Here is a 17,404-nt window from a genome sequence, read left to right on the forward strand (position 1 = left end):
TGTTTCTCCCTTCAGTGCGATGCCGCCCATCGCCCGACCGGGCGGCGGAACACGATCACGCCGCGTAGCGCAGGGCGCTGGCAACAGCGTCGGCGCGGCGGCTGAGGACACGGTCCCGCCACGCGGCAATCGGATCATCGGCTTCGACGATCGTCTGCTCGGACACGGCGGCCGCCCAGCAGAAGCCGGAGACCGCCGCATAGTCGGCGTAGCCCGGCGCGGCACCATGCAGGAAGTCCTGGCCGCCAAGCAGGCTGCGGAACGGCTGCAACGACTTGCCGAGGCGCTTGCGATGGTCGTCCGGGTCGGCGCCGAACTGTTCGAGCGTCATGCCAAAGCGCTTTTCCCGGGTTTCGCGGAAATAGGCCTGATCCCCGGGCGCGAGATGATGCCAGAGATCGAGGACGATCAGCCGCATCACGCCAGGCAGGATCGTCTGGTCCGCCCACATCGTTGCGAAACGAGCGAGGCCCAGGCCGGACTCGCCGCCGAACAATGACGGCCGGTCGGGATAGGCGGTTTCGAGATATTCGGCGATCGCCCAGCTGTCGCTTACGGTCTCAGCGCCGTCGACGAGGACCGGGACGAGCTTCTGGCCGGAGAAAGCGATCTTGTCCTTCTCCGTGAAACGCACCGGCTCGCAGTCGAAGGGCAACCCCTTGTGACTGAGCGACAGTCTTACCCGCCAGCAATAGGGGCTGAAGAGCCGGGCGTCGTCGACCGCGGCCAGTTCGTACAGTTTGATGGCCATTTGCCTCCCCGATCATCGTTCGACACGGCCGAACTGCGCGGCATGCGCTGCGGCCGGTCTGAGCGGCCGATAATCGGGCCGGCGTCCGGATCGGGCAAGGCTGAATTCTCGAAGACAGCTTGCTACCCGGTGCAGGGCGGCGCAGGGCGCACCGCGCGCAGGGCTTTGCAAAGTCAGGGGAGAATATCGAGACCTTCCGCGAGCGGCCCGCGCGCGCCGTGGCGCACGGTCATCCGGACACGCTGACCGGCACTCAGCTGCTCGCCGCCCGCGCCCTCGATGACCCGGGCGTGAATGAAGATGTCGCGGCCGCCGCCATCCGGAATGACAAAGCCGAAGCCCTTCTGGTTGTTGAAGAACTTGACGGTGCCTTCGATCTGGCTGACCTCCCCGACAACGGGCGCTGCTTCCGCGTCCACGTCGTGGATGGCGGTAATCTGCAAGCCGCGCGGCCCTTCGACAACATCACAAACGACACGACAGCCTTCCGGCAACTCCGTCCGTCCCACGGCTTCGAGTACGGACGCATGCAGAAAGGCATCACGGTTCTGACCATCCGGAACTGCGAATCCGAAGCCCTTTGCGACGTTGAACCACTTAATAGTGGCCACTACGCTCGAATTACCGCCCGGCGAGACTTCGCCGTGCTCCTGCATCCTGACCCCCCACAACCCTTAATATTAAAGCTACCAACCTAACGCAGCGCGCTAGCCGCTGCAGGTCACGTTTCCACTTGATGACCATTTTTCTCTTAATAACCTTAACTTTTTAAATGTCCAGTCGTCTTGCGACATGTAAGTTTACACTGAGCACAAGTTGGGGCTTCTTCGATGGATCGAATATTTCAATAAAATCATGATAAATCATGTACTTGCATTGCGTGGCCCGGGCTGCTCCCGCAGCGCGGATCATTGACCGCGGAATCGCTGCCGGCAAGTGTTATCGGCCCTTGCGCCCGGCAATGATTCGCAGCGTTCTACTTATACGCGAGAAACCACACGAATAGGCCGCAAAACCTTTCAGGCCAGCCGTGGATAGCCGCCCGCCGCCGCCTGCCGGGCCAATCCGTCGATCCGCCGGTAGGTTCTCTTGTCACAGGGAACGAAGCCTTCGAGCAACAGCGCCGCGCGGACCGGCGCGAGGGCCGGATCGACCCCGATCGACCCGAGTATGCGGCGAATCGTGCGACGTTCCGCCGGGCTCCTTTGCCTGGCCGTAATGATCGGCAGGGTCGGGCCCGAGGCGGTGCGGCCGAGCACCCGGATACCGACAACGGCGCGGGGACGATAGCGGGCAAGCAACGCGAAGCTGACGCAATCGACCGCAGCGATATCCGCACGGCCGGTGGCGACCGCCGCGAGGCTTTCGACATGCGCCCCGGTCATCACCAGCCCGCCGAAGAACCGCCCGTCACGCGCGTGCGGTGCGACGGCATGACGGAACAGGTTCATCCCGGTGTTCGAATCGTGGCCGTTCAAGGCCGCGACCCGGCCCCGGAAGTCAGCAAGAACGTGACCGTTCGCATCGGCCCGGACCACGAGGAAGGAACAATGACGTCCCGCGTCTTCGCATCCGGGCGCCTGGTATACCGGGCGGGCGAGCGGTATGGCGTCTCCCGCGATGCCGTTCATCAGTGGATACCCGCAGGTCTGCGCGAGCAGCAGGTCAGGCGAACGCCAGACCGCCGGCGGCGCAACGTCACGGACGAGGCTTGTCGGGACATTCCCGAGGCCGGCCTCGCGGAGTCGGCCGGCAATCGCCGACCAGAGCGCATCGGTCGCCGATCTGACCTCCTCGAAATCATACATCGGCAGCGCGGCGATCAGTTCGCTCATGACTGGAGCTCCGGCAGGATACGGCGCAGTACGGTCGCGTAGGCCGCGTGAGCGGCCGGTTCATCCGGATGGACACCGTCGCGGACCCGCCACCGGCCGCCGACCAGGACATCGCGGACCGGTGGTGCGCTGGCGGCAAAGATCGCCGCGTCGAGCAGGCCGTCACCGGTCCGGCCAAGCAATGCCGGCTGTTCGGCGTCAAGCACGAGGAGGTCCGCCCGCGCGCCCGGTCCGATGCGACCTACCGGGCGCCCTGTGGCCAGGGCACCGTTCGCCGCCGCCTCGCCGAACATCCAGCGGCCGACGGATCCGGTACCGTCCGCGGCACCCATGAGCAGGTTGCGCCGGCCATGCACGAGACGCTGGCCGTATTCGAGAAGACGCAGTTCCTCGAACGGCGACAGGCCGACATGACTGTCGCTGCCGATCGCCATGCGCCCGCCGGCCGCCATGAAATCGACGGCGCGGAACAGGCCGTCGCCGAGATTGGCCTCGGTCGTCGGACACAGTCCGGCGATCGCGCCGGACCGCGCCAGCCCGTCCGTCTCGTCGCCGTCCATATGCGTGGCGTGGACCAGGCACCAGCGGGCGTCGATGTCGTGATTGTCGAGCAGCCAGGCAACTGGCCGGCGACCCAGATGACGCTGGATCTCCTCGACTTCAGCCGGTTGCTCGGCAACGTGAATATGGCGGGGAGCCGCAGCGTCGAATGCATCGAGCATCGCGAGGGCATCGCGCAACGCCGCCGGCGGCAGCGCCCTGAGCGAATGCGGCGCCATGCCCGCGCGCCCCGCGTTCGCCTTCAGGCTGTCGCCGGTCGCGGCGATGATCTCCATCGCCAGTTCGCCGTCGCAGCGAAAGCGGACCTGGCGGGCCTCCAGCGGACCGCCATCGGCGCCGGCTCGGAGATAGAGCACCGGCAGCAAGGTCAGCCCGATGCCCGCGCGCGCGGCGGCGGCGGCGATGCGTTGCGCCATTTCCGCCGGATCGGCATAGCGGCTGCCATCCGGCGCGCGATGCAGGTAATGAAACTCGGCGACGGCGGTATAGCCGGCCTTCAGCATGCGGATGTAAAGCAGGGTCGCGATGGCCTCGAGATCTTCCGGCCCGAGGGCGGCGACGAAGCCGTACATCATCTGCCGCCAGCTCCAGAAGCTGTCGTCCGGCCGCGCGCGATACTCGGCAAGGCCGGCCATCGCCCATTGGAAGGCGTGACTGTGGCAGTTGGGAATCCCGGGCACGACAGGCCCGCGCAGGTGCTCCGCCCCATCGGGGGCGGCGCCGGAACGGACATCCGAAAAATGCCCGTCGGCGCTGACTTCCAGGCGCACGTCCCGGGCCCAGCCGCCGTCAAGCAGCGCCTCGTCCGCGAACAATACGCGCGCCGTACCGGTCATGTCGCCCGCTCGCCCTGCCGCCGCCGAATCCACGGTCGCAAGCTTGCCCGAAGTTGTATATACAAGTCCAGATCGATCACCGGTGGAAACTGGGGGGAGACAGGGCATGGCGGCACTCGATCCGCGGCGCGACAACATGCGCCGCATTCGCGCCCCGCGCGGGACGACACTGAACGCGAAGCACTGGGTGACCGAGGCGCCGCTTCGCATGCTGATGAACAATCTCGACGCCGAAGTCGCCGAGAATCCCCAGGAACTGGTCGTCTATGGCGGGATCGGTCGGGCGGCGCGCGACTGGAACTGCTTCGACAGGATCGTCGAGGTGCTGAAGCGGCTGGAACTCGACCAGACCCTGCTCGTCCAGTCCGGCAAGCCGGTCGGCGTCTTCCGCACGCACGAGGACGCGCCCCGGGTGCTGATCGCCAATTCCAACCTGGTACCGCACTGGGCCGACTGGGAACATTTCAACGCCCTCGACGCCAAGGGCTTGATGATGTACGGCCAGATGACGGCGGGCTCGTGGATCTACATCGGCAGCCAGGGGATCGTCCAGGGCACCTACGAAACCTTCGTCGAGGCGGCCCGCCAGCATTTCGGCGGCAGCTTCGCCGGCCGCTGGATCCTGACCGCGGGGCTCGGCGGGATGGGCGGCGCCCAGCCGCTTGCCGCCACCATGGCCGGTGCCTCCATGCTGGCCGTGGAATGCCAGGCGAGCCGTATCGAGATGCGGCTGAAGACCGGCTACCTGGACGAAAGCACGGACAGCCTGGACGACGCGCTTCTCCGCATTGAAAAGGCGACCGCCGCCGGCGAGGCCCGCTCGGTCGGGCTGCTCGGCAACGCCGCCGAGGTCTTTCCCGAACTGGTCCGTCGTGGCGCCCGGCCCGATCTGGTGACCGACCAGACCAGCGCCCACGACCCGCTGAACGGCTATCTGCCGGCCGGCTGGTCCTGGGCCGAGGCCGAGGAGCGGCGTCAGCGAGATCCCAAAGGCACGGTCGCGGCGGCGATGGCGAGCATCGCGGTCGAGGTCCGCGCCATGCTCGACTTCAAGCGAGCGGGCATTCCCGTCGTCGACTACGGCAACAACATCCGCCAGATGGCGCTGCAGGAAGGGGTCCGCGACGCGTTCGATTTCCCGGGCTTCGTCCCGGCCTATATCCGGCCGCTGTTCTGCCGCGGCGTCGGCCCCTTCCGCTGGGCGGCGCTTTCCGGCAATCCGGAGGATATCGCGCGCACCGACGCGGTCGTGAAGGCGCTGATCGACGATCCGCACCTGCACAACTGGATCGACATGGCGGCATCGCGCATCCACTTCCAGGGCCTGCCGGCCCGGATCTGCTGGGTCGGGCTCGGCGACCGCGCCCGGCTCGGCCTCGCCTTCAATGAACTGGTCCGCCGGGGCGAGGTCGAGGCCCCGATCGTGATCGGCCGCGATCATCTGGATTCCGGTTCGGTCGCCAGCCCCAACCGGGAAACCGAGAGCATGCGGGACGGCTCGGACGCAGTCTCGGACTGGCCGTTGCTGAACGCGCTGCTCAACTGCGCGTCCGGCGCCACATGGGTCTCGCTGCATCACGGCGGCGGAGTTGGCATGGGCTATTCCCAGCACGCCGGCATGGTCATCGTCGCCGACGGCAGCGACGGCGCCGCACGACGCCTTCAGCGCGTGCTCACCAACGATCCGGCAAGCGGCGTCATGCGCCACGCCGACGCCGGCTACGAGGAGGCTCTCGACTGCGCCCGGGAAATGAAGCTCGATCTGCCGATGCTGAAGGGCTAGCGCCGGGCCGCCCAGTCGAGCAGCCAGCCCAGCATGTCACGCAGCACCGCCTGCAGGGCGGTCGCCTTTTCCTCGTCGAAGCTGAAGGGCGGCGCCTCGTCCATGTAGGTCGCCTGCGCGAGTTCGAGCTGGATCGCGTGGATACCGTCGCCCGGCGCACCGTAATGCCGTGTGATGTACCCGCCCTTGAAGCGACCGTCGACGACATGGCTGTAACCGCTCGTCCCGGCAATCCCCGCCAGCCCCTCGACGATCTCGCCGAAAGCCGTCGTTCCGCCCCCGAAACCAAGATTGAGATCGGGCAACCGGCCATCGAAGAAGCGCGGCACGACCGAGCGGATCGAATGGGCGTCGAACAGCAGCGCAACACCGTGGGTCTCGCGGATCCGTCGAAGCTCGGCCCCGAGCGCGTCGTGATAGGGCCGCCAGTAGGCGCTGATCCGCCGGGCGGTCTCGGCCGCGTCCGGCGGCGCATCACGGTAGATCGGCGCCTCGTCGAACGTCGTCGTCGGGCAAAGCTCGGTGACACTCCGCCCCGGATAGAGCGAGGCTCCCGACGGGTCGCGGTTGAGATCGACGACATAACGGGCGTAGCGGGGCGTCAGCATCCCGGCCCCCAGTTCCCGGGCGAAGGCGTAGAGCCGGTCGATATGCCAGTCCGCGTCGATCGCGGCGCGGCCCTCGGCGGTCATCGTCCGGGCGAGATCGTCCGGTACGGCCGACGCCGTATGGGGCATGGAAACGAGAAGCGGCACCCTGGCCGCTTCCAGCGTGTAGACATCCTGATTCAAGTCGCGCACCACCCTGGATCAATTCCCCGGCAGGGTCAGAGAAAGCGCTCCTCGAACGGATAGCCCGACAGCACTTCCACACCGGTCTCGGTGATCAGGAGCTGTTCCTCGAGCTTGACCCCGTCGGGTCCACCGACCTCGCCGACATAGCTTTCGACGCAGACCGTCATACCCGGTTCAAGGACGCCTTCATACCCCGCCATCGCCACATCCTCGGGATAGACGACGGATGGAAACTCGTCGCAGAGCCCGACCCCGTGCGCGATCACCGAATAGCGCTGCGCCCGGTAGGGATCGGGAAGCTGAAAGCCGAGTTCGGTGAACTCGGTATGGGTCATGCCGGGCTTCAGGACCTCGATATTGCGGGTGACCTGTTCGTGCGCGATCGCATAGATCCTCCGCTGGCGATCGTTCGGCATCCCGTCACCGGCCCGCCAGCTCCGCGAGATATCGGCGCAATAGCCCTCCGGACCGATCAGATCGGTATCGAAACAAACCAGGTCGCCCGTTTCGATGACCCGGTGACCGCACTCCTGAAACCACGGGTTGGTCCGCTGGCCGGAGGCAAGCAGCCTGGTCTCGATCCACTCCCCGCCACGGGAGATATTGACCTGGTGCAGGATCGACCAGACCTCGTTCTCGGTCATGCCGGGCTGAAGCGCCGCCTGCATCGCCGCCATGCCGGCCTCGGCACTGGCAATCGCGAGCCGCATCGCCTTCACCTCTTCCGGACCCTTGATCCGGCGCGCCGCCTCGGACACCGCCTGGCCGTCGGCGAGCCGGATCCCGTGCCGGGTCAGCGCCTCCACCCCGATCGGCTCCAGCCGGTCGACGGCGAGCCGGCCGCCGGGCGCCCATTGCCGCCAGAGATCGACGATCTCGCCGGCCCAGAGGGTCGCCCGTTCATCGACCACCGGTCCGGCGGCGAAATAGGTCCAGGCCCGCGCCGGGCGGACCTCGGCGATCACCTCGATGCCGTCGGAGAGATGGGCGCAGCCGTGGAAGTCGAACAACGTGATCGGGCCTTCGAGCGGCACGAAAACGTAACGCACCGGGTTGTGCAGGACCCAGACCTGCATGTTCGAGCTGCCGGTCGCGTAACGGATATTGATCGGGTCGTAGAACAGTGCGGCGGCGACGTCCCGGGCCTTCATCTCCGCCCGCAGGCGGTCCAGTCGCCATGCGCGCAACGCAACCTGATCGATCGCTACCGCCTCGAACATCGCGCACCTCCCGAAAAGGCCCTGTCGGCAGGTTCAGTCTATGAGCGTGCCCCGATGTGCTCGCTCCGTTCGCGACATCGCCTGAACCGCCCGCGACCCCGGCAGCGCCGACAATGGCGAGACGGCTTCAGAAGGACGATCCCGGCTCGGTCAGGAATTCCGCCTCGGCCGGCGTCGACGTCCGCCCGAGGACGGCGTTCCGGTGCGGAAAACGGCCGAACCGCGCGATTATGTCGCGGTGACGGATGGCCGATTCGAGGGATTTCTGGTCCTCGCCGCGCGCCATGAAGAGGGCAACGCAACGCGCCTGATCGTCCAGACGTTCGCTGTGCATGAAGGGCATGTAGAGGAACCGGCGCTCGGTCGCCGTTTCCAGCCGCTCGTCATCGCCGCCTCCGAGCGCGGCATCGGCGATCGCCCGCGCCTTCTCGTCCTGCGCGAAAGTTGCCGGATCGCCGCGCAGCAGGTTGCGGGAGAACTGGTCGAGGACGATCACGAGGGCCAGGGCCCCGCGCGGTGTCGCCTGCCAGTGATCGAGGTCGCCCCGTGCCGCCGCCTCGAAAACCGACCGGAAGCGTTCTTCGATGGCGGCATCGAACGTGTCGTCGCGCACGAACCAGAGTGGCTCGTGCGCCGGATCGAACCAGAAATCCAGCACTGTGTCCGGTGTTGCCTGCAACTGTCCTCTCCCTCGCCGGCTTGGCCGATCGTTCGTGCCGCTATAGGGTAACGTTATCAAGCCGGAAGGGATGGCGCCAAGATGGCGGATACCGCAAAGCAGCCGGAGACCAGCCGGAAGGATCGCCCGCTGCCGCCAAAGCTCGGGGCGCTCCTCGATTTCACCGCCGAGGCGGGACGGATAACGCTGCGCAATTTCTCCGGGGACCGCTGCCTGGTGATGGCGGCGTCGCTGAGCTACACGAGCCTTCTCGCGATGGTGCCGCTGATCGCCATCAGCTTCGCGATCATTACCGCCTTTCCGGTCTTTTCCGAGATCAAGGGCGATCTCGAAAACATGATCTTCGCCAACCTCGTGCCCCATGCAGGCGATGCGATCCAGGGCCAGATCACGGAATTCGCGGCAAATACCCGGAAACTCACCGCGGTCGGCGTCGTCGGCCTGGCAGTGACCGCCCTGCTTCTGCTGAACGCGATCGAGACCGCGTTCAATACGATCTGGAAGGTCGGCACCCGGCGCTCGCTGCTGCAGCGGCTGCTGGTCTTCTGGGCGATCATCACCCTCGGGCCCTTGCTGGTCGGGGCGAGCTTCTCGATGTCGAGCTACATCTTCACGCTGACCCAGCGCTTCGGCTCGGACTATTTCTCCGGCATTGGCGGCCTGCTCACGCGGCTCATGCCCTTTGCCCTGGAAACGCTGGCGCTGTCGCTGCTCTTCATCGCCGCGCCGAACCGCCGGGTCCGGGTCATCGACGGCCTCATCGGAGGCGCCATCGCCGCGCTCTTCTTCGAACTCGGCAAGAAGGGGTTCGCGGTCTTCCTCGTCTATGCACCGACCTACCAGGTCATCTACGGTGCGCTCGCAACGATCCCGATCTTCCTGGTCTGGATGTACCTGTCCTGGGCATTCGTGCTGTTCGGCGCCGAAGTCGCCCACGGGCTGGACAGCGCGCGGCGGAAACAACCGCCAGCCGAGCGCTTGCGCGAAACCGACCAGGCCGCCGCCGACTAGCCGTCGGCATCGACCGGGACCGTTCAGCCGGAATAGGGCAGCGCCGCCCTGTCCTCGCCGCCGGCGGGCAGCAGTTCGGCGGTAACCGGCTCACGGTCCTGCCAGTGGAAGCTGTCGAAGGCACCGCAGGACGGGCAGACCGGGCGCCATTCGCCACTGTGACGGTCGCAGTTGCCGCAGACCCAGCTCGGCTCGACGGCAACTTCAGCCCCCTTCGCAAGCCATTCGCGTGCCGCTTCCGCGTCGCCATTCTGGCGTTCGTCGAGGCTCGCCATCAGTCGGTGGAACCTGCTGTCGGACTGCTCTTCGTCGAGCGCCTCCAGCGCCGCCCGGGCAGCGGTCCAGTCGCCCGCCGCGATCGCCGCCTCGGCGATCGCGAGCCGGCTCTCCGCATGGTCCGGGTTGCCGGCGGTCAGCCCGCTCTGCAGCTGCTTCAGCCGCTCCTCGGCGGAAGCCGCCGGATAGAGCGCCATGAAGGCCTCCGCATAGGCCGGATGCGGCGCCGCGGTCCATGCCTCGGCGAGCAGCGAGGCGGCCTTGCGTTCCTTGCCCGACGCCTTGTGAAGGCGGGCGAGCAGGACTGTCGCCGGGACCAGAGACGGCGCCAGCTTGTGGGCGCTGCCGGCTAGCTTGACGGCATGCTTGCGGTCGCCGTCGGTTTCCGCCTTCTCCGCCTGGCACAGCAGCAGCACGGCATTCCGGCGGCTTGCCTCCTCCGAGGTCACGAGCTTCGCCCGCTCGGCCCGGGCCAGGGTTTCCTCAGCCGCCGCCCAGTCGCCCGATACCGTCTGGACCCGGAACAGGGATTTCAGGACCCAAGGGGTATTGGGCTGCAGGCGATAGGCGCGGCGCACCAGCTTGACCGCCTCGTCCTGGTCGCCCTTGCGACGGGCAAGGCCGAACAGTCCACGGACCCCGAGGAACTCGGTCTCAGGATTGTCCAGCATCTTCTCGTAATAGACCTTCGCGGCGCGGTCGTCGTTGTTGAGCTCCGCCGCCTGGGCCGCAAGCAACAGCGCCAGGGGCTCGTCGGCCAGCATCTTCTCGGTGGCAACGGCGCTCCGCCGGGCGCCTTCCGCATCGCCCGCGGCGATCGCGACCAGACCCGTCGTGAAGGCCGAGAAACCCTTGCGGCGGCGTTTCTCGCTCCGCCGGGCGAGGAAGCTGCCCGGCCGGGTGCGAAACCAGCGCCAGACGAGATAAAGCATCGCAACGACAACGACGATCGCGATCGCGAGCAGCCCGGCCACGGCGACATAGGTGTCGATCCGGTAGCCCTGCCAGTCGATCACCACATGGCCGGGATTCTCGGCGAACCAGGCGGCGCCCAGGCTGAGCAGGACGACGGCGACGAAGATCAACAGCAGTCGGAGCATGGCCGCGATCCTATTCGCCGTCTTTCGGGCCGGACAGCCCGGCGATAACCCGCTGATGCAACTGTTCGATCGCGGTGTCGAGGGCGAGGCGCGCCCGCGCCTGCCCGAGCCAGTCGGCGGCGGCCGTCGCGGCCGCGCCGGTCAGCCCGTCGAGTTCGGCAACCGCACCGGCAAGATCGCCGCGGGCGAGCAGGACCTCGGCACGCGCGACGACCGCATCGGCCTCGACCCCCTCGACCTCGCCGACCCGGCGGATCGTGATGACCGAGGCGATCCGGGCCATGGCATGACCGAGCCAGTCGCCGTCTTCCAGTTCACGGGCAGCCTGGACGATCTGCCGGGCCTCTTCATCGAAGCTGGCACGAAGCTCCGCCAGCGTCGGCAAGCCAGCCGCCGCATGGGGCACGAGCTCGGCCAGTGTCGGCTGCAGTGCCTCGCCGGCAAGGCCGCTGGCCACCGCGAGTTCCTGATCGAACGGGCTCGAACCCTGTGTCGCCGCGCTCAACTGGTTGATCGCGAGGGCAAGCGCCATCCGTTCGTCGAGCCCGGCGCGGGCCTCGCGAGCCGCCTCCAGCCGCTCGATCCGGGACTGCGCGTCCGCCGTCGCCTTCTCGCCTGCCGCTTCCCGCTCTGCCGTCTGCTGTTCGAGCGCCGACAGCTTCTCGCGCAGGGCGCCGATATCACTGGCCTGCGACGACAGGTCGCCGGAGAGCGTCGCGTTACGATCGACACGGGCACCGAGCGCGGCGATCTCGTTCTCGATCCCGTTGGCGCCCTGGCGAAGTTCGGCGATCTCCGCGGCCAGGGCATCGGTGTCGGCATCGGCACCCGTGCCGGCATCGATTCGGCCAGCGAGTTCGTCGATCCGCTGACGCAGTTCGCCAATCACCGCCGCGTCGGCGCCGCCGCCGCTGGTCGCGGCCCGGTCGAGCGTCTCGCGCAGTCCGGCCATGTTCGCTTCAAGGTCGTCGATGCGGGCCGCGTCACCCGCGAGCGTCCGCAGCCGGCCGTCGATGTCGTCCAGCCGCCCCTGAAGAGCGCCGAACGTCGCCGCGAGGTCATCGACCCGGCTCGCCAGGGCGGCAACCTGCTCGCCACCGGCCCCCGATGCCGCCCCTTCGTTCTGTTCCAGCGTATCGAGACGGCCGGCAAGCTGATCGAGCCGAGGCCCGATCTGCCCGGCGCGACTGTCGCCGCGCGCGACCTGGTTCTCGAGCGAGACGATCCGATCCATCAGCGCCGGATCGGCCGCGACCGCGCCGCCGGTGGATTCGACGCCAAGCAGGCGCAGCTTTTCCGGTGAAAGCTCGGCTTTCAGCTTCGGCAGCAGAAGCGGCCAGACGGCCATGCCCGAGGCGAAAACCAGCAGGATCGCGATCACCGCGACGACCAGGCTCCAGCGGACGCCGCCGCGTTTCCGCCTCGGCGACGCCGTGCCGGCCGCATTGCCGCTGCCGCCGTTGCCGCCACCCGTTCCACCGCCCGATGGCGAGCCGGAACCCGGGCGCGACGTCGATGCCGGAGTCGGCGTTCGTGCCGGTGTCGGGGGTGTCGAAGGGGTCGATCCGCCGGTCGAAGCGGCGGTGGACCGTGGCGGCAACGGGGCGCCGTTCCCGGTCGTCGATTTCGCGGCCGCGGCCGGCGTTGTCGTTGACGCGGCTTTCGTTGTCCCCGCCCCGTTACCGCTCGGCTTGGGGCTCGCGGGCTTGCCGGACCCTGCGACCGGATCGTCCTTGGCCTTCTGGCCGCCAGTGGACTGCGCCGCCGCCGCCGGTGCGACTGCGGCTTCCTTGTCCGGGTCCGTCTCGCTCTGGTTCGTCATCATCTCGGCAGCCCCGTCTACGGGTCTCGTGTCGATCGCTGTCAACGCCACGATGAACTCTTCTTCCGGCGCCTGCTTGGCCGGCCGCCGGCCGGTATCGGAACCCGATGCCTCACCATTCCTGGCCGCGTCGATTCGCGCCACCAGCGCGAGCAAAGCCTCCTCGTTCGGTTGCTCGGCGACATGGACCTCTCGCCACAGTAGCGGCATTGCGGCCTTTCCGACAGCCTCGCTGAGGCAGAAAAGTTCGAGGTCGGCGAGCGTGTCGTCAAGCGCCGCGCCCTCGACGAGCGCCAGGAACGCCGCCGCGGTCCGCGGCGAGAACAGGATCACGCCATCGATCTCGCGGTCGACAAGCGCCTTCTCCAGGCGCGGCGAAACCGAGGTCACCGGCTCGGCGCTGTAGAGCACCTCGCGCCGGCAACTGAAACCCGCCGCTTCGAGGCGGCCCTTCAGGTCACCCGTGGTGACGCTGCCCGCGACATGGACGAGCGGCCCGCCCGAAGGATCGCATTCGGCAACCACCTTCTCGACCAGTGCGTCGAGATCGCCCGAGGCGCTCGCCACGGTCTCGAAACCGGCGCTGCGTGCCGCCTGGGCGGTCCCGTCGCCGACCGCGTAGACTTTCAGGTCGCGACGGTCGCAGGTCACGGCCAGCGCCCGCGCGGCGTTGCGGCTGGTCACCAGCACCGCCTGCACGCCGGGGCCGATCTCCAGTCGCCTGGAATCGTCGAGATGGATGGTCAGCATCGGCTCGACGAGGGACTGGACGTTGAGTTTGCGCAGGGCCGAAGCCAGATGGCTGGCGTCCGGTTCCGGCCTGGTGATCAGAAGTCTCACGTGACGTCACCCGCTCCGATTAGTCGCCGTTCGCCGAGAAGAAATGGGGACCGGCGCGTCCCTTGAGCTCAAGGCCGATTTCGCGGCCGAGAGCGGCAGCATCCGAAAGCGTCGCTTCCCCTTCAGCATCCAGCCGCTCGCTTCCGTCGGGAGTCATGACGGCAGCGCGCAACCGGATCGTTGGCCCGGCGATCTCCGCCAAGCCCGCTATCGGTGTATGACACGATCCGTCCAATTCCGCCAGCATGGCGCGCTCGCAGGCGACCCGCTGCCCGGTCGGAACGTGGTGCAGCGGGGCCAGCAGCGCCGCCACCCGCTCGTCGTCCCGGCGCCGTTCGATCCCGATCGCACCCTGGGCCACCGCCGGCAGCATTTCCTCCGGTTCCAGCACCGCGGACGCGACCGACGACATGCCGAGCCGGTTCAGGCCGGCAATGGCGAGAAAGGTCGCCTCCGCCACCCCCTCGGACATCTTGCGCAGCCGTGACTGGACGTTGCCGCGAAGCAGCACGGGGCGAAGTTCCGGATAGCGATGCAGAAGCTGCGCCGTGCGCCGAAGGCTCGCGGTGCCGATTCGGCTGCCCGCCGGCAGTGCGGCAAGCGTCGTCGCATGCGGCGAAACCAGCGCGTCGCGCGGATCCTCGCGCGGCAGCAGGCAATCGATCACCAGACGGTCCGGCAGCGCCGTTTCCATATCCTTCATCGAATGAACCGCGATGTCGATCGCACCGGAAAACAGCGCGTCCTCCAGTTCCTTGATGAACAGGCCCTTGCCGCCGGCGTCGCGCAGGGCGCGATCCTGGATCCGGTCGCCCGACGTCTTGATCACGACGATCTCGACCGTTTCCGGATCGAGCGCCGGGCCGTGCGCGTCGAGCAGGCGGCGGCGCGTCTCGTTCGCCTGGGCAAGCGCCAGCGGGCTGCCGCGGGTGCCGATCTTCAGGAGCATCGTTCGAGAACCTTCCGGTGTCGGTGAAGGCGGGGACGCCAGTGCGTTCGGTTGCGGGAACCCGGCCTTGATGCTACAGCCTCGGCGAAAGTTCAATTCCCTTGTGAACACGACGCGGCGCCATGCTGATCCTCGGCATCGAAACCAGCTGTGACGAAACCGCCGCCGCGATTGTCGATTCGGCGCGGCCGGCCGGCGCGCGCGTGCTCGCCGACGTCGTGCTGTCGCAGCTCGACGAGCATCGCCCCTACGGTGGCGTGGTGCCGGAGATCGCCGCCCGCGCCCATATCGATCATCTCGACAGGCTGATCGCGCAGGCAATGGACGAGGCCGGGCTCACCTTCGCCGATCTCGACGCGGTCGCCGCGACCGCCGGGCCGGGCCTGATCGGTGGCGTTATCGTCGGCCTGATGACGGCCAAGGCGATCGCGGCGGCGGCCGGCAAGCCGCTCGTCGCCGTGAACCACCTTGAGGGCCACGCGCTGACCGCCCGGCTGACCGGCGACATTGCCTTCCCCTATCTCCTCCTGCTCGTGTCCGGCGGCCATTCGCAGATTCTCGTGGTCGAGGGCGTCGGCCGTTATCGCCGCCTCGGCACGACCATCGACGATGCCATCGGCGAGGCCTTCGACAAGTCCGCCAAGATGCTGGGCCTCGGCTATCCGGGCGGCCCCGCGCTCGAGGCGATGGCACGGCAGGGCGACCCGGGCCGCTACGATCTGCCGCGGCCGATGCTTGGACGGGACGGCGCGGATTTCTCGTTCTCCGGCCTCAAGACGGCGGTCCGCCAGACCATCGAGCGGCTGGGGGAGGCCCTCGACGAGCAGGCCAGGCGCGACATCTGCGCGGCCTTCCAGGTAGCGGTCGGCGATGTTGTTGCCGATCGTCTCGGCAACGCCATCCGGACGGTCGCGCGCCCGGCCGACGGGCGAAGGCCGACACTGGTCGTCGCCGGCGGCGTGGCCGCGAACGGTTACCTGCGCCAGCGCCTAGCCGATCTCGCCGGGGCGGAGGATTATGAGCTTGCCATCCCGCCGCAGCGGCTCTGTACCGACAACGGCGCGATGATCGCCTGGGCCGGGGCCGAACGCCTCGCCGCCGGGCTTACCGATCCGCTGGACTATCCTGCCCGCGCCCGCTGGCCGCTCGACCCGGAGGCCGAGCCGCGGCCCTTCGCGGGCGTCAAAGCATAACCCGTGACACGAGGACCGGACCGATGACCCCCGACCAGCAGAAGCGAGCCGCCGCGGCGCGCAGTCTCGACTACATGGAGGACGGCATGGTCGTCGGCCTCGGCACCGGATCGACGGCCGCGCACCTGGTCGATCTGCTCGGCGAGAAGGTCCGTGCCGGCTTCCGCGTCACCTGCCTTGCAACCTCGGAAGCGACGGCGCGCCAGGCCCGCGACAACGGCATCCGGATCGTCGGCCTGGACGCGGTGACCCGGATCGACCTCACCATCGACGGCGCCGACGAACTCGACGGCAGTCTCCGGCTCATCAAGGGTGGCGGCGGCGCCCTGCTGCGCGAAAAGATCGTCGCCAGCCAGTCCGAGCGGATGATCGTCATCGCCGACGCCAGCAAGAAGGTCACGCGGCTCGGCGCCTTTCCGCTGCCGGTCGAGGTGATCGGCTTCGCGGCCCCCGCCCTGCTCCGCCGGCTTGCCGCGCTTGGCTGCACGCCGCGCATCCGCGAGGACGGCAATGGCGCGCCCTTCCACACCGACGAGGGGAACCTGATCATCGACTGCCCGTTCGGTGCGATCGACGATCCGGAGGCGCTCGCCGCCGAACTCGACCGGATCACCGGGATCGTCGAGCACGGCCTGTTCATCGGCCTCGCCTCGCTCGCCCTGCTCGGCGGCCCGAACGGCGTCGAAACCGTCGCGCTTCCCTGAACGGCGGGGCACACGTAGCGATGCGTCATATCGCGATCATCGGCAGCGGGGCGTGGGGCACCGCGCTCGCTGCCCTCGCTGCCCGCGACGGTCGCACCGTCACGCTCTGGTCGCGCGATCCGGCACTCGCCCGGAGCATTGCCGACGAGCGCCGCAATCCGCGCTATCTTCGCGATCTCGAACTGCCCGCGAGCGTGCGGGCGACCGCGAACCTGGCCGAGGCGGCAAGCGCCGACGCGCTGCTGCTGGTCGTCCCGGCCCAGGCGCTCCGCGCGCTCGCCGGGACGCTCGGTCCGCTGCTCCCGTCCGGCCGGCCGCTGGTCATCTGCGCCAAGGGGATCGAGCGCGACAGCGGCCTGCTGATGAGCGAAGTCCTCGGGGAAACCCTGCCGGGCCAGCCGCTGGCGGTACTGTCCGGGCCGAACTTCGCCTCCGAGATCGCCCGTGACCTGCCGGCGGCGACGACGCTCGCCTGTGCCGATCCGGCGCTCGGCCGGGCGCTGGTCGAGGCGATCGGCCGGCCGACCTTTCGTCCCTACCTGAGTCCGGACCCGGTCGGCGCGCAGATCTGCGGGGCCGCCAAGAACGTCCTCGCGATCGCCTGCGGCATCGTCTCCGGCAGCACCCTCGGCGAAAATGCCCGTGCCGCGCTGATCACCCGGGGCATGGCCGAGATCGCACGCCTGAACGTCGCGAAGGGGGGCCGGGCCGAGACCCTCCTGGGCCTTTCCGGGATCGGCGACGTGGTACTGAGCTGCGGCTCGGAAAGCTCGCGAAACTTCGCCCTCGGGCGGGCGCTCGGCGGCGGCGCCAGCCTGGAGGCCGCGCTGGCCGGCGGCACGGGGATCGCCGAAGGGGTCGCGACCGCCGGTGCGATCGCCGCGCTTGCCGTCCGGACCGGCCTCGACATGCCGATCGCTACGGCAGTCGATGCGATCGTCAATGGCGGCGCCGATATCGGCGACGTCATGCGCGCCCTGATGGCGCGTCCGTTCCGCGACGAGCATCTGGCCGGCTTCGCCGGCAGTTGAGAAGGTCGCCGGAAATCGA

15 protein-coding genes are annotated in these 17,404 nt (G+C 68.3%); 5 read left to right on the forward strand and 10 right to left on the reverse strand.

What is annotated here, in order from left to right; genetic code table 11:
• Window positions 1–55 precede the first annotated feature (55 nt).
• The 4 genes from OCH7691_RS01485 to OCH7691_RS01500 all read right to left on the reverse strand — a co-directional run bounded on the left by OCH7691_RS01485 (window position 56) and on the right by OCH7691_RS01500 (window position 3,983).
• Window positions 56–751, reverse strand: a complete 696-nt coding sequence (locus OCH7691_RS01485) for a glutathione S-transferase family protein (protein WP_085881652.1) — start codon at window positions 749–751, stop codon at window positions 56–58.
• Window positions 752–924: 173 nt separating this feature from the next.
• Window positions 925–1,407 carry a cold-shock protein gene (locus OCH7691_RS23715; RefSeq protein WP_085881653.1) on the reverse strand — a complete coding sequence of 161 codons (483 nt, stop codon included), beginning with the start codon at window positions 1,405–1,407 and terminating at the stop codon, window positions 925–927.
• A 363-nt stretch (window positions 1,408–1,770) separates the two neighbouring features.
• Entirely contained in the window at window positions 1,771–2,586 is an 816-nt protein-coding gene (locus OCH7691_RS01495) for a phosphate/phosphite/phosphonate ABC transporter substrate-binding protein (RefSeq protein WP_085881654.1), read from the reverse strand.
• Window positions 2,583–3,983 carry a formimidoylglutamate deiminase gene (locus OCH7691_RS01500; RefSeq protein WP_085881655.1) on the reverse strand — a complete coding sequence of 467 codons (1,401 nt, stop codon included), beginning with the start codon at window positions 3,981–3,983 and terminating at the stop codon, window positions 2,583–2,585. Before OCH7691_RS01500 ends, OCH7691_RS01495 begins: the two co-directional genes overlap by 4 nt.
• 106 nt (window positions 3,984–4,089) lie before the next feature.
• Between OCH7691_RS01500 and hutU the strand changes: the two genes are divergently transcribed.
• Window positions 4,090–5,766, forward strand: a complete 1,677-nt coding sequence (gene hutU / locus OCH7691_RS01505; protein ID WP_085881656.1) for a urocanate hydratase — start codon at window positions 4,090–4,092, stop codon at window positions 5,764–5,766.
• On the opposite strand, the gene hutG is transcribed toward hutU, so the two are convergent.
• From hutG to OCH7691_RS01520, 3 genes are all read right to left on the reverse strand, one after another.
• On the reverse strand, window positions 5,763–6,566 hold the full coding sequence (gene hutG / locus OCH7691_RS01510; RefSeq protein ID WP_245826451.1) for an N-formylglutamate deformylase: 804 nt from the start codon (window positions 6,564–6,566) through the stop codon (window positions 5,763–5,765). The genes hutU and hutG overlap by 4 nt on opposite strands.
• 26 nt (window positions 6,567–6,592) lie before the next feature.
• Window positions 6,593–7,780, reverse strand: a complete 1,188-nt coding sequence (locus OCH7691_RS01515; RefSeq protein ID WP_217807738.1) for a M24 family metallopeptidase — start codon at window positions 7,778–7,780, stop codon at window positions 6,593–6,595.
• A 127-nt stretch (window positions 7,781–7,907) separates the two neighbouring features.
• Window positions 7,908–8,459, reverse strand: a complete 552-nt coding sequence (locus OCH7691_RS01520; RefSeq protein ID WP_085881657.1) for a DUF924 family protein — start codon at window positions 8,457–8,459, stop codon at window positions 7,908–7,910.
• A gap of 81 nt (window positions 8,460–8,540) precedes the next feature.
• On the opposite strand from OCH7691_RS01520, the gene OCH7691_RS01525 reads away from it, so the two are divergent.
• Complete coding sequence (locus OCH7691_RS01525) at window positions 8,541–9,470, forward strand: YihY family inner membrane protein (protein ID WP_085881658.1); 930 nt, start codon at window positions 8,541–8,543, stop codon at window positions 9,468–9,470.
• 23 nt (window positions 9,471–9,493) lie between these two features.
• Here OCH7691_RS01525 and OCH7691_RS01530 read toward each other — a convergent pair whose 3' ends face one another.
• Genes OCH7691_RS01530 through hemC form a run of 3 tightly spaced genes read right to left on the reverse strand, consistent with a single transcriptional unit; the run spans window position 9,494 to window position 14,457 of the window.
• Entirely contained in the window at window positions 9,494–10,846 is a 1,353-nt protein-coding gene (locus OCH7691_RS01530; RefSeq protein WP_085881659.1) for a heme biosynthesis protein HemY, read from the reverse strand.
• 10 nt (window positions 10,847–10,856) lie between these two features.
• Window positions 10,857–13,508 (reverse strand): uroporphyrinogen-III synthase, encoded by a 2,652-nt coding sequence (locus tag OCH7691_RS01535; protein WP_085881660.1) that lies wholly within the window; start codon window positions 13,506–13,508, stop codon window positions 10,857–10,859.
• Window positions 13,509–13,527: 19 nt separating this feature from the next.
• Window positions 13,528–14,457 carry a hydroxymethylbilane synthase gene (gene hemC, locus OCH7691_RS01540; RefSeq protein ID WP_085881661.1) on the reverse strand — a complete coding sequence of 310 codons (930 nt, stop codon included), beginning with the start codon at window positions 14,455–14,457 and terminating at the stop codon, window positions 13,528–13,530.
• Window positions 14,458–14,579: 122 nt separating this feature from the next.
• Between hemC and tsaD the strand changes: the two genes are divergently transcribed.
• From tsaD to OCH7691_RS01555, 3 genes are read left to right on the forward strand one after another with little or no spacing between them, the layout of a single operon-like run.
• Window positions 14,580–15,650 (forward strand): tRNA (adenosine(37)-N6)-threonylcarbamoyltransferase complex transferase subunit TsaD, encoded by a 1,071-nt coding sequence (tsaD, locus tag OCH7691_RS01545; protein WP_085881662.1) that lies wholly within the window; start codon window positions 14,580–14,582, stop codon window positions 15,648–15,650.
• Between the two features lie 23 nt (window positions 15,651–15,673).
• The gene (gene rpiA, locus OCH7691_RS01550) at window positions 15,674–16,354 is read left to right on the forward strand and encodes a ribose-5-phosphate isomerase RpiA (protein WP_085881663.1); all 681 of its coding nucleotides are present in this window, start codon (window positions 15,674–15,676) and stop codon (window positions 16,352–16,354) included.
• A gap of 20 nt (window positions 16,355–16,374) precedes the next feature.
• Window positions 16,375–17,385 carry an NAD(P)H-dependent glycerol-3-phosphate dehydrogenase gene (locus tag OCH7691_RS01555; RefSeq protein ID WP_085881664.1) on the forward strand — a complete coding sequence of 337 codons (1,011 nt, stop codon included), beginning with the start codon at window positions 16,375–16,377 and terminating at the stop codon, window positions 17,383–17,385.
• Window positions 17,386–17,404 lie beyond the last annotated feature (19 nt).

It is taken from the genome of Oceanibacterium hippocampi (assembly GCF_900172325.1).
Classification (GTDB): domain Bacteria; phylum Pseudomonadota; class Alphaproteobacteria; order Sneathiellales; family Sneathiellaceae; genus Oceanibacterium; species Oceanibacterium hippocampi.

What these genes read in the sequence shown, in the direction of transcription:
- OCH7691_RS01485 (WP_085881652.1), bottom strand. Translation starts at nt 751, where the DNA reads ATGGCCATCAAACTGTACGAACTGGCCGCGGTCGACGACGCCCGGCTC.
- OCH7691_RS23715 (WP_085881653.1), bottom strand. Translation starts at nt 1,407, where the DNA reads ATGCAGGAGCACGGCGAAGTCTCGCCGGGCGGTAATTCGAGCGTAGTG.
- OCH7691_RS01495 (WP_085881654.1), bottom strand. Translation starts at nt 2,586, where the DNA reads ATGAGCGAACTGATCGCCGCGCTGCCGATGTATGATTTCGAGGAGGTC.
- OCH7691_RS01500 (WP_085881655.1), bottom strand. Translation starts at nt 3,983, where the DNA reads ATGACCGGTACGGCGCGCGTATTGTTCGCGGACGAGGCGCTGCTTGAC.
- hutU (WP_085881656.1), top strand. Translation starts at nt 4,090, where the DNA reads ATGGCGGCACTCGATCCGCGGCGCGACAACATGCGCCGCATTCGCGCC.
- OCH7691_RS01515 (WP_217807738.1), bottom strand. Translation starts at nt 7,780, where the DNA reads ATGTTCGAGGCGGTAGCGATCGATCAGGTTGCGTTGCGCGCATGGCGA.
- OCH7691_RS01525 (WP_085881658.1), top strand. Translation starts at nt 8,541, where the DNA reads ATGGCGGATACCGCAAAGCAGCCGGAGACCAGCCGGAAGGATCGCCCG.
- OCH7691_RS01530 (WP_085881659.1), bottom strand. Translation starts at nt 10,846, where the DNA reads ATGCTCCGACTGCTGTTGATCTTCGTCGCCGTCGTCCTGCTCAGCCTG.
- hemC (WP_085881661.1), bottom strand. Translation starts at nt 14,457, where the DNA reads ATGCTCCTGAAGATCGGCACCCGCGGCAGCCCGCTGGCGCTTGCCCAG.
- tsaD (WP_085881662.1), top strand. Translation starts at nt 14,580, where the DNA reads ATGCTGATCCTCGGCATCGAAACCAGCTGTGACGAAACCGCCGCCGCG.
- rpiA (WP_085881663.1), top strand. Translation starts at nt 15,674, where the DNA reads ATGACCCCCGACCAGCAGAAGCGAGCCGCCGCGGCGCGCAGTCTCGAC.
- OCH7691_RS01555 (WP_085881664.1), top strand. Translation starts at nt 16,375, where the DNA reads ATGCGTCATATCGCGATCATCGGCAGCGGGGCGTGGGGCACCGCGCTC.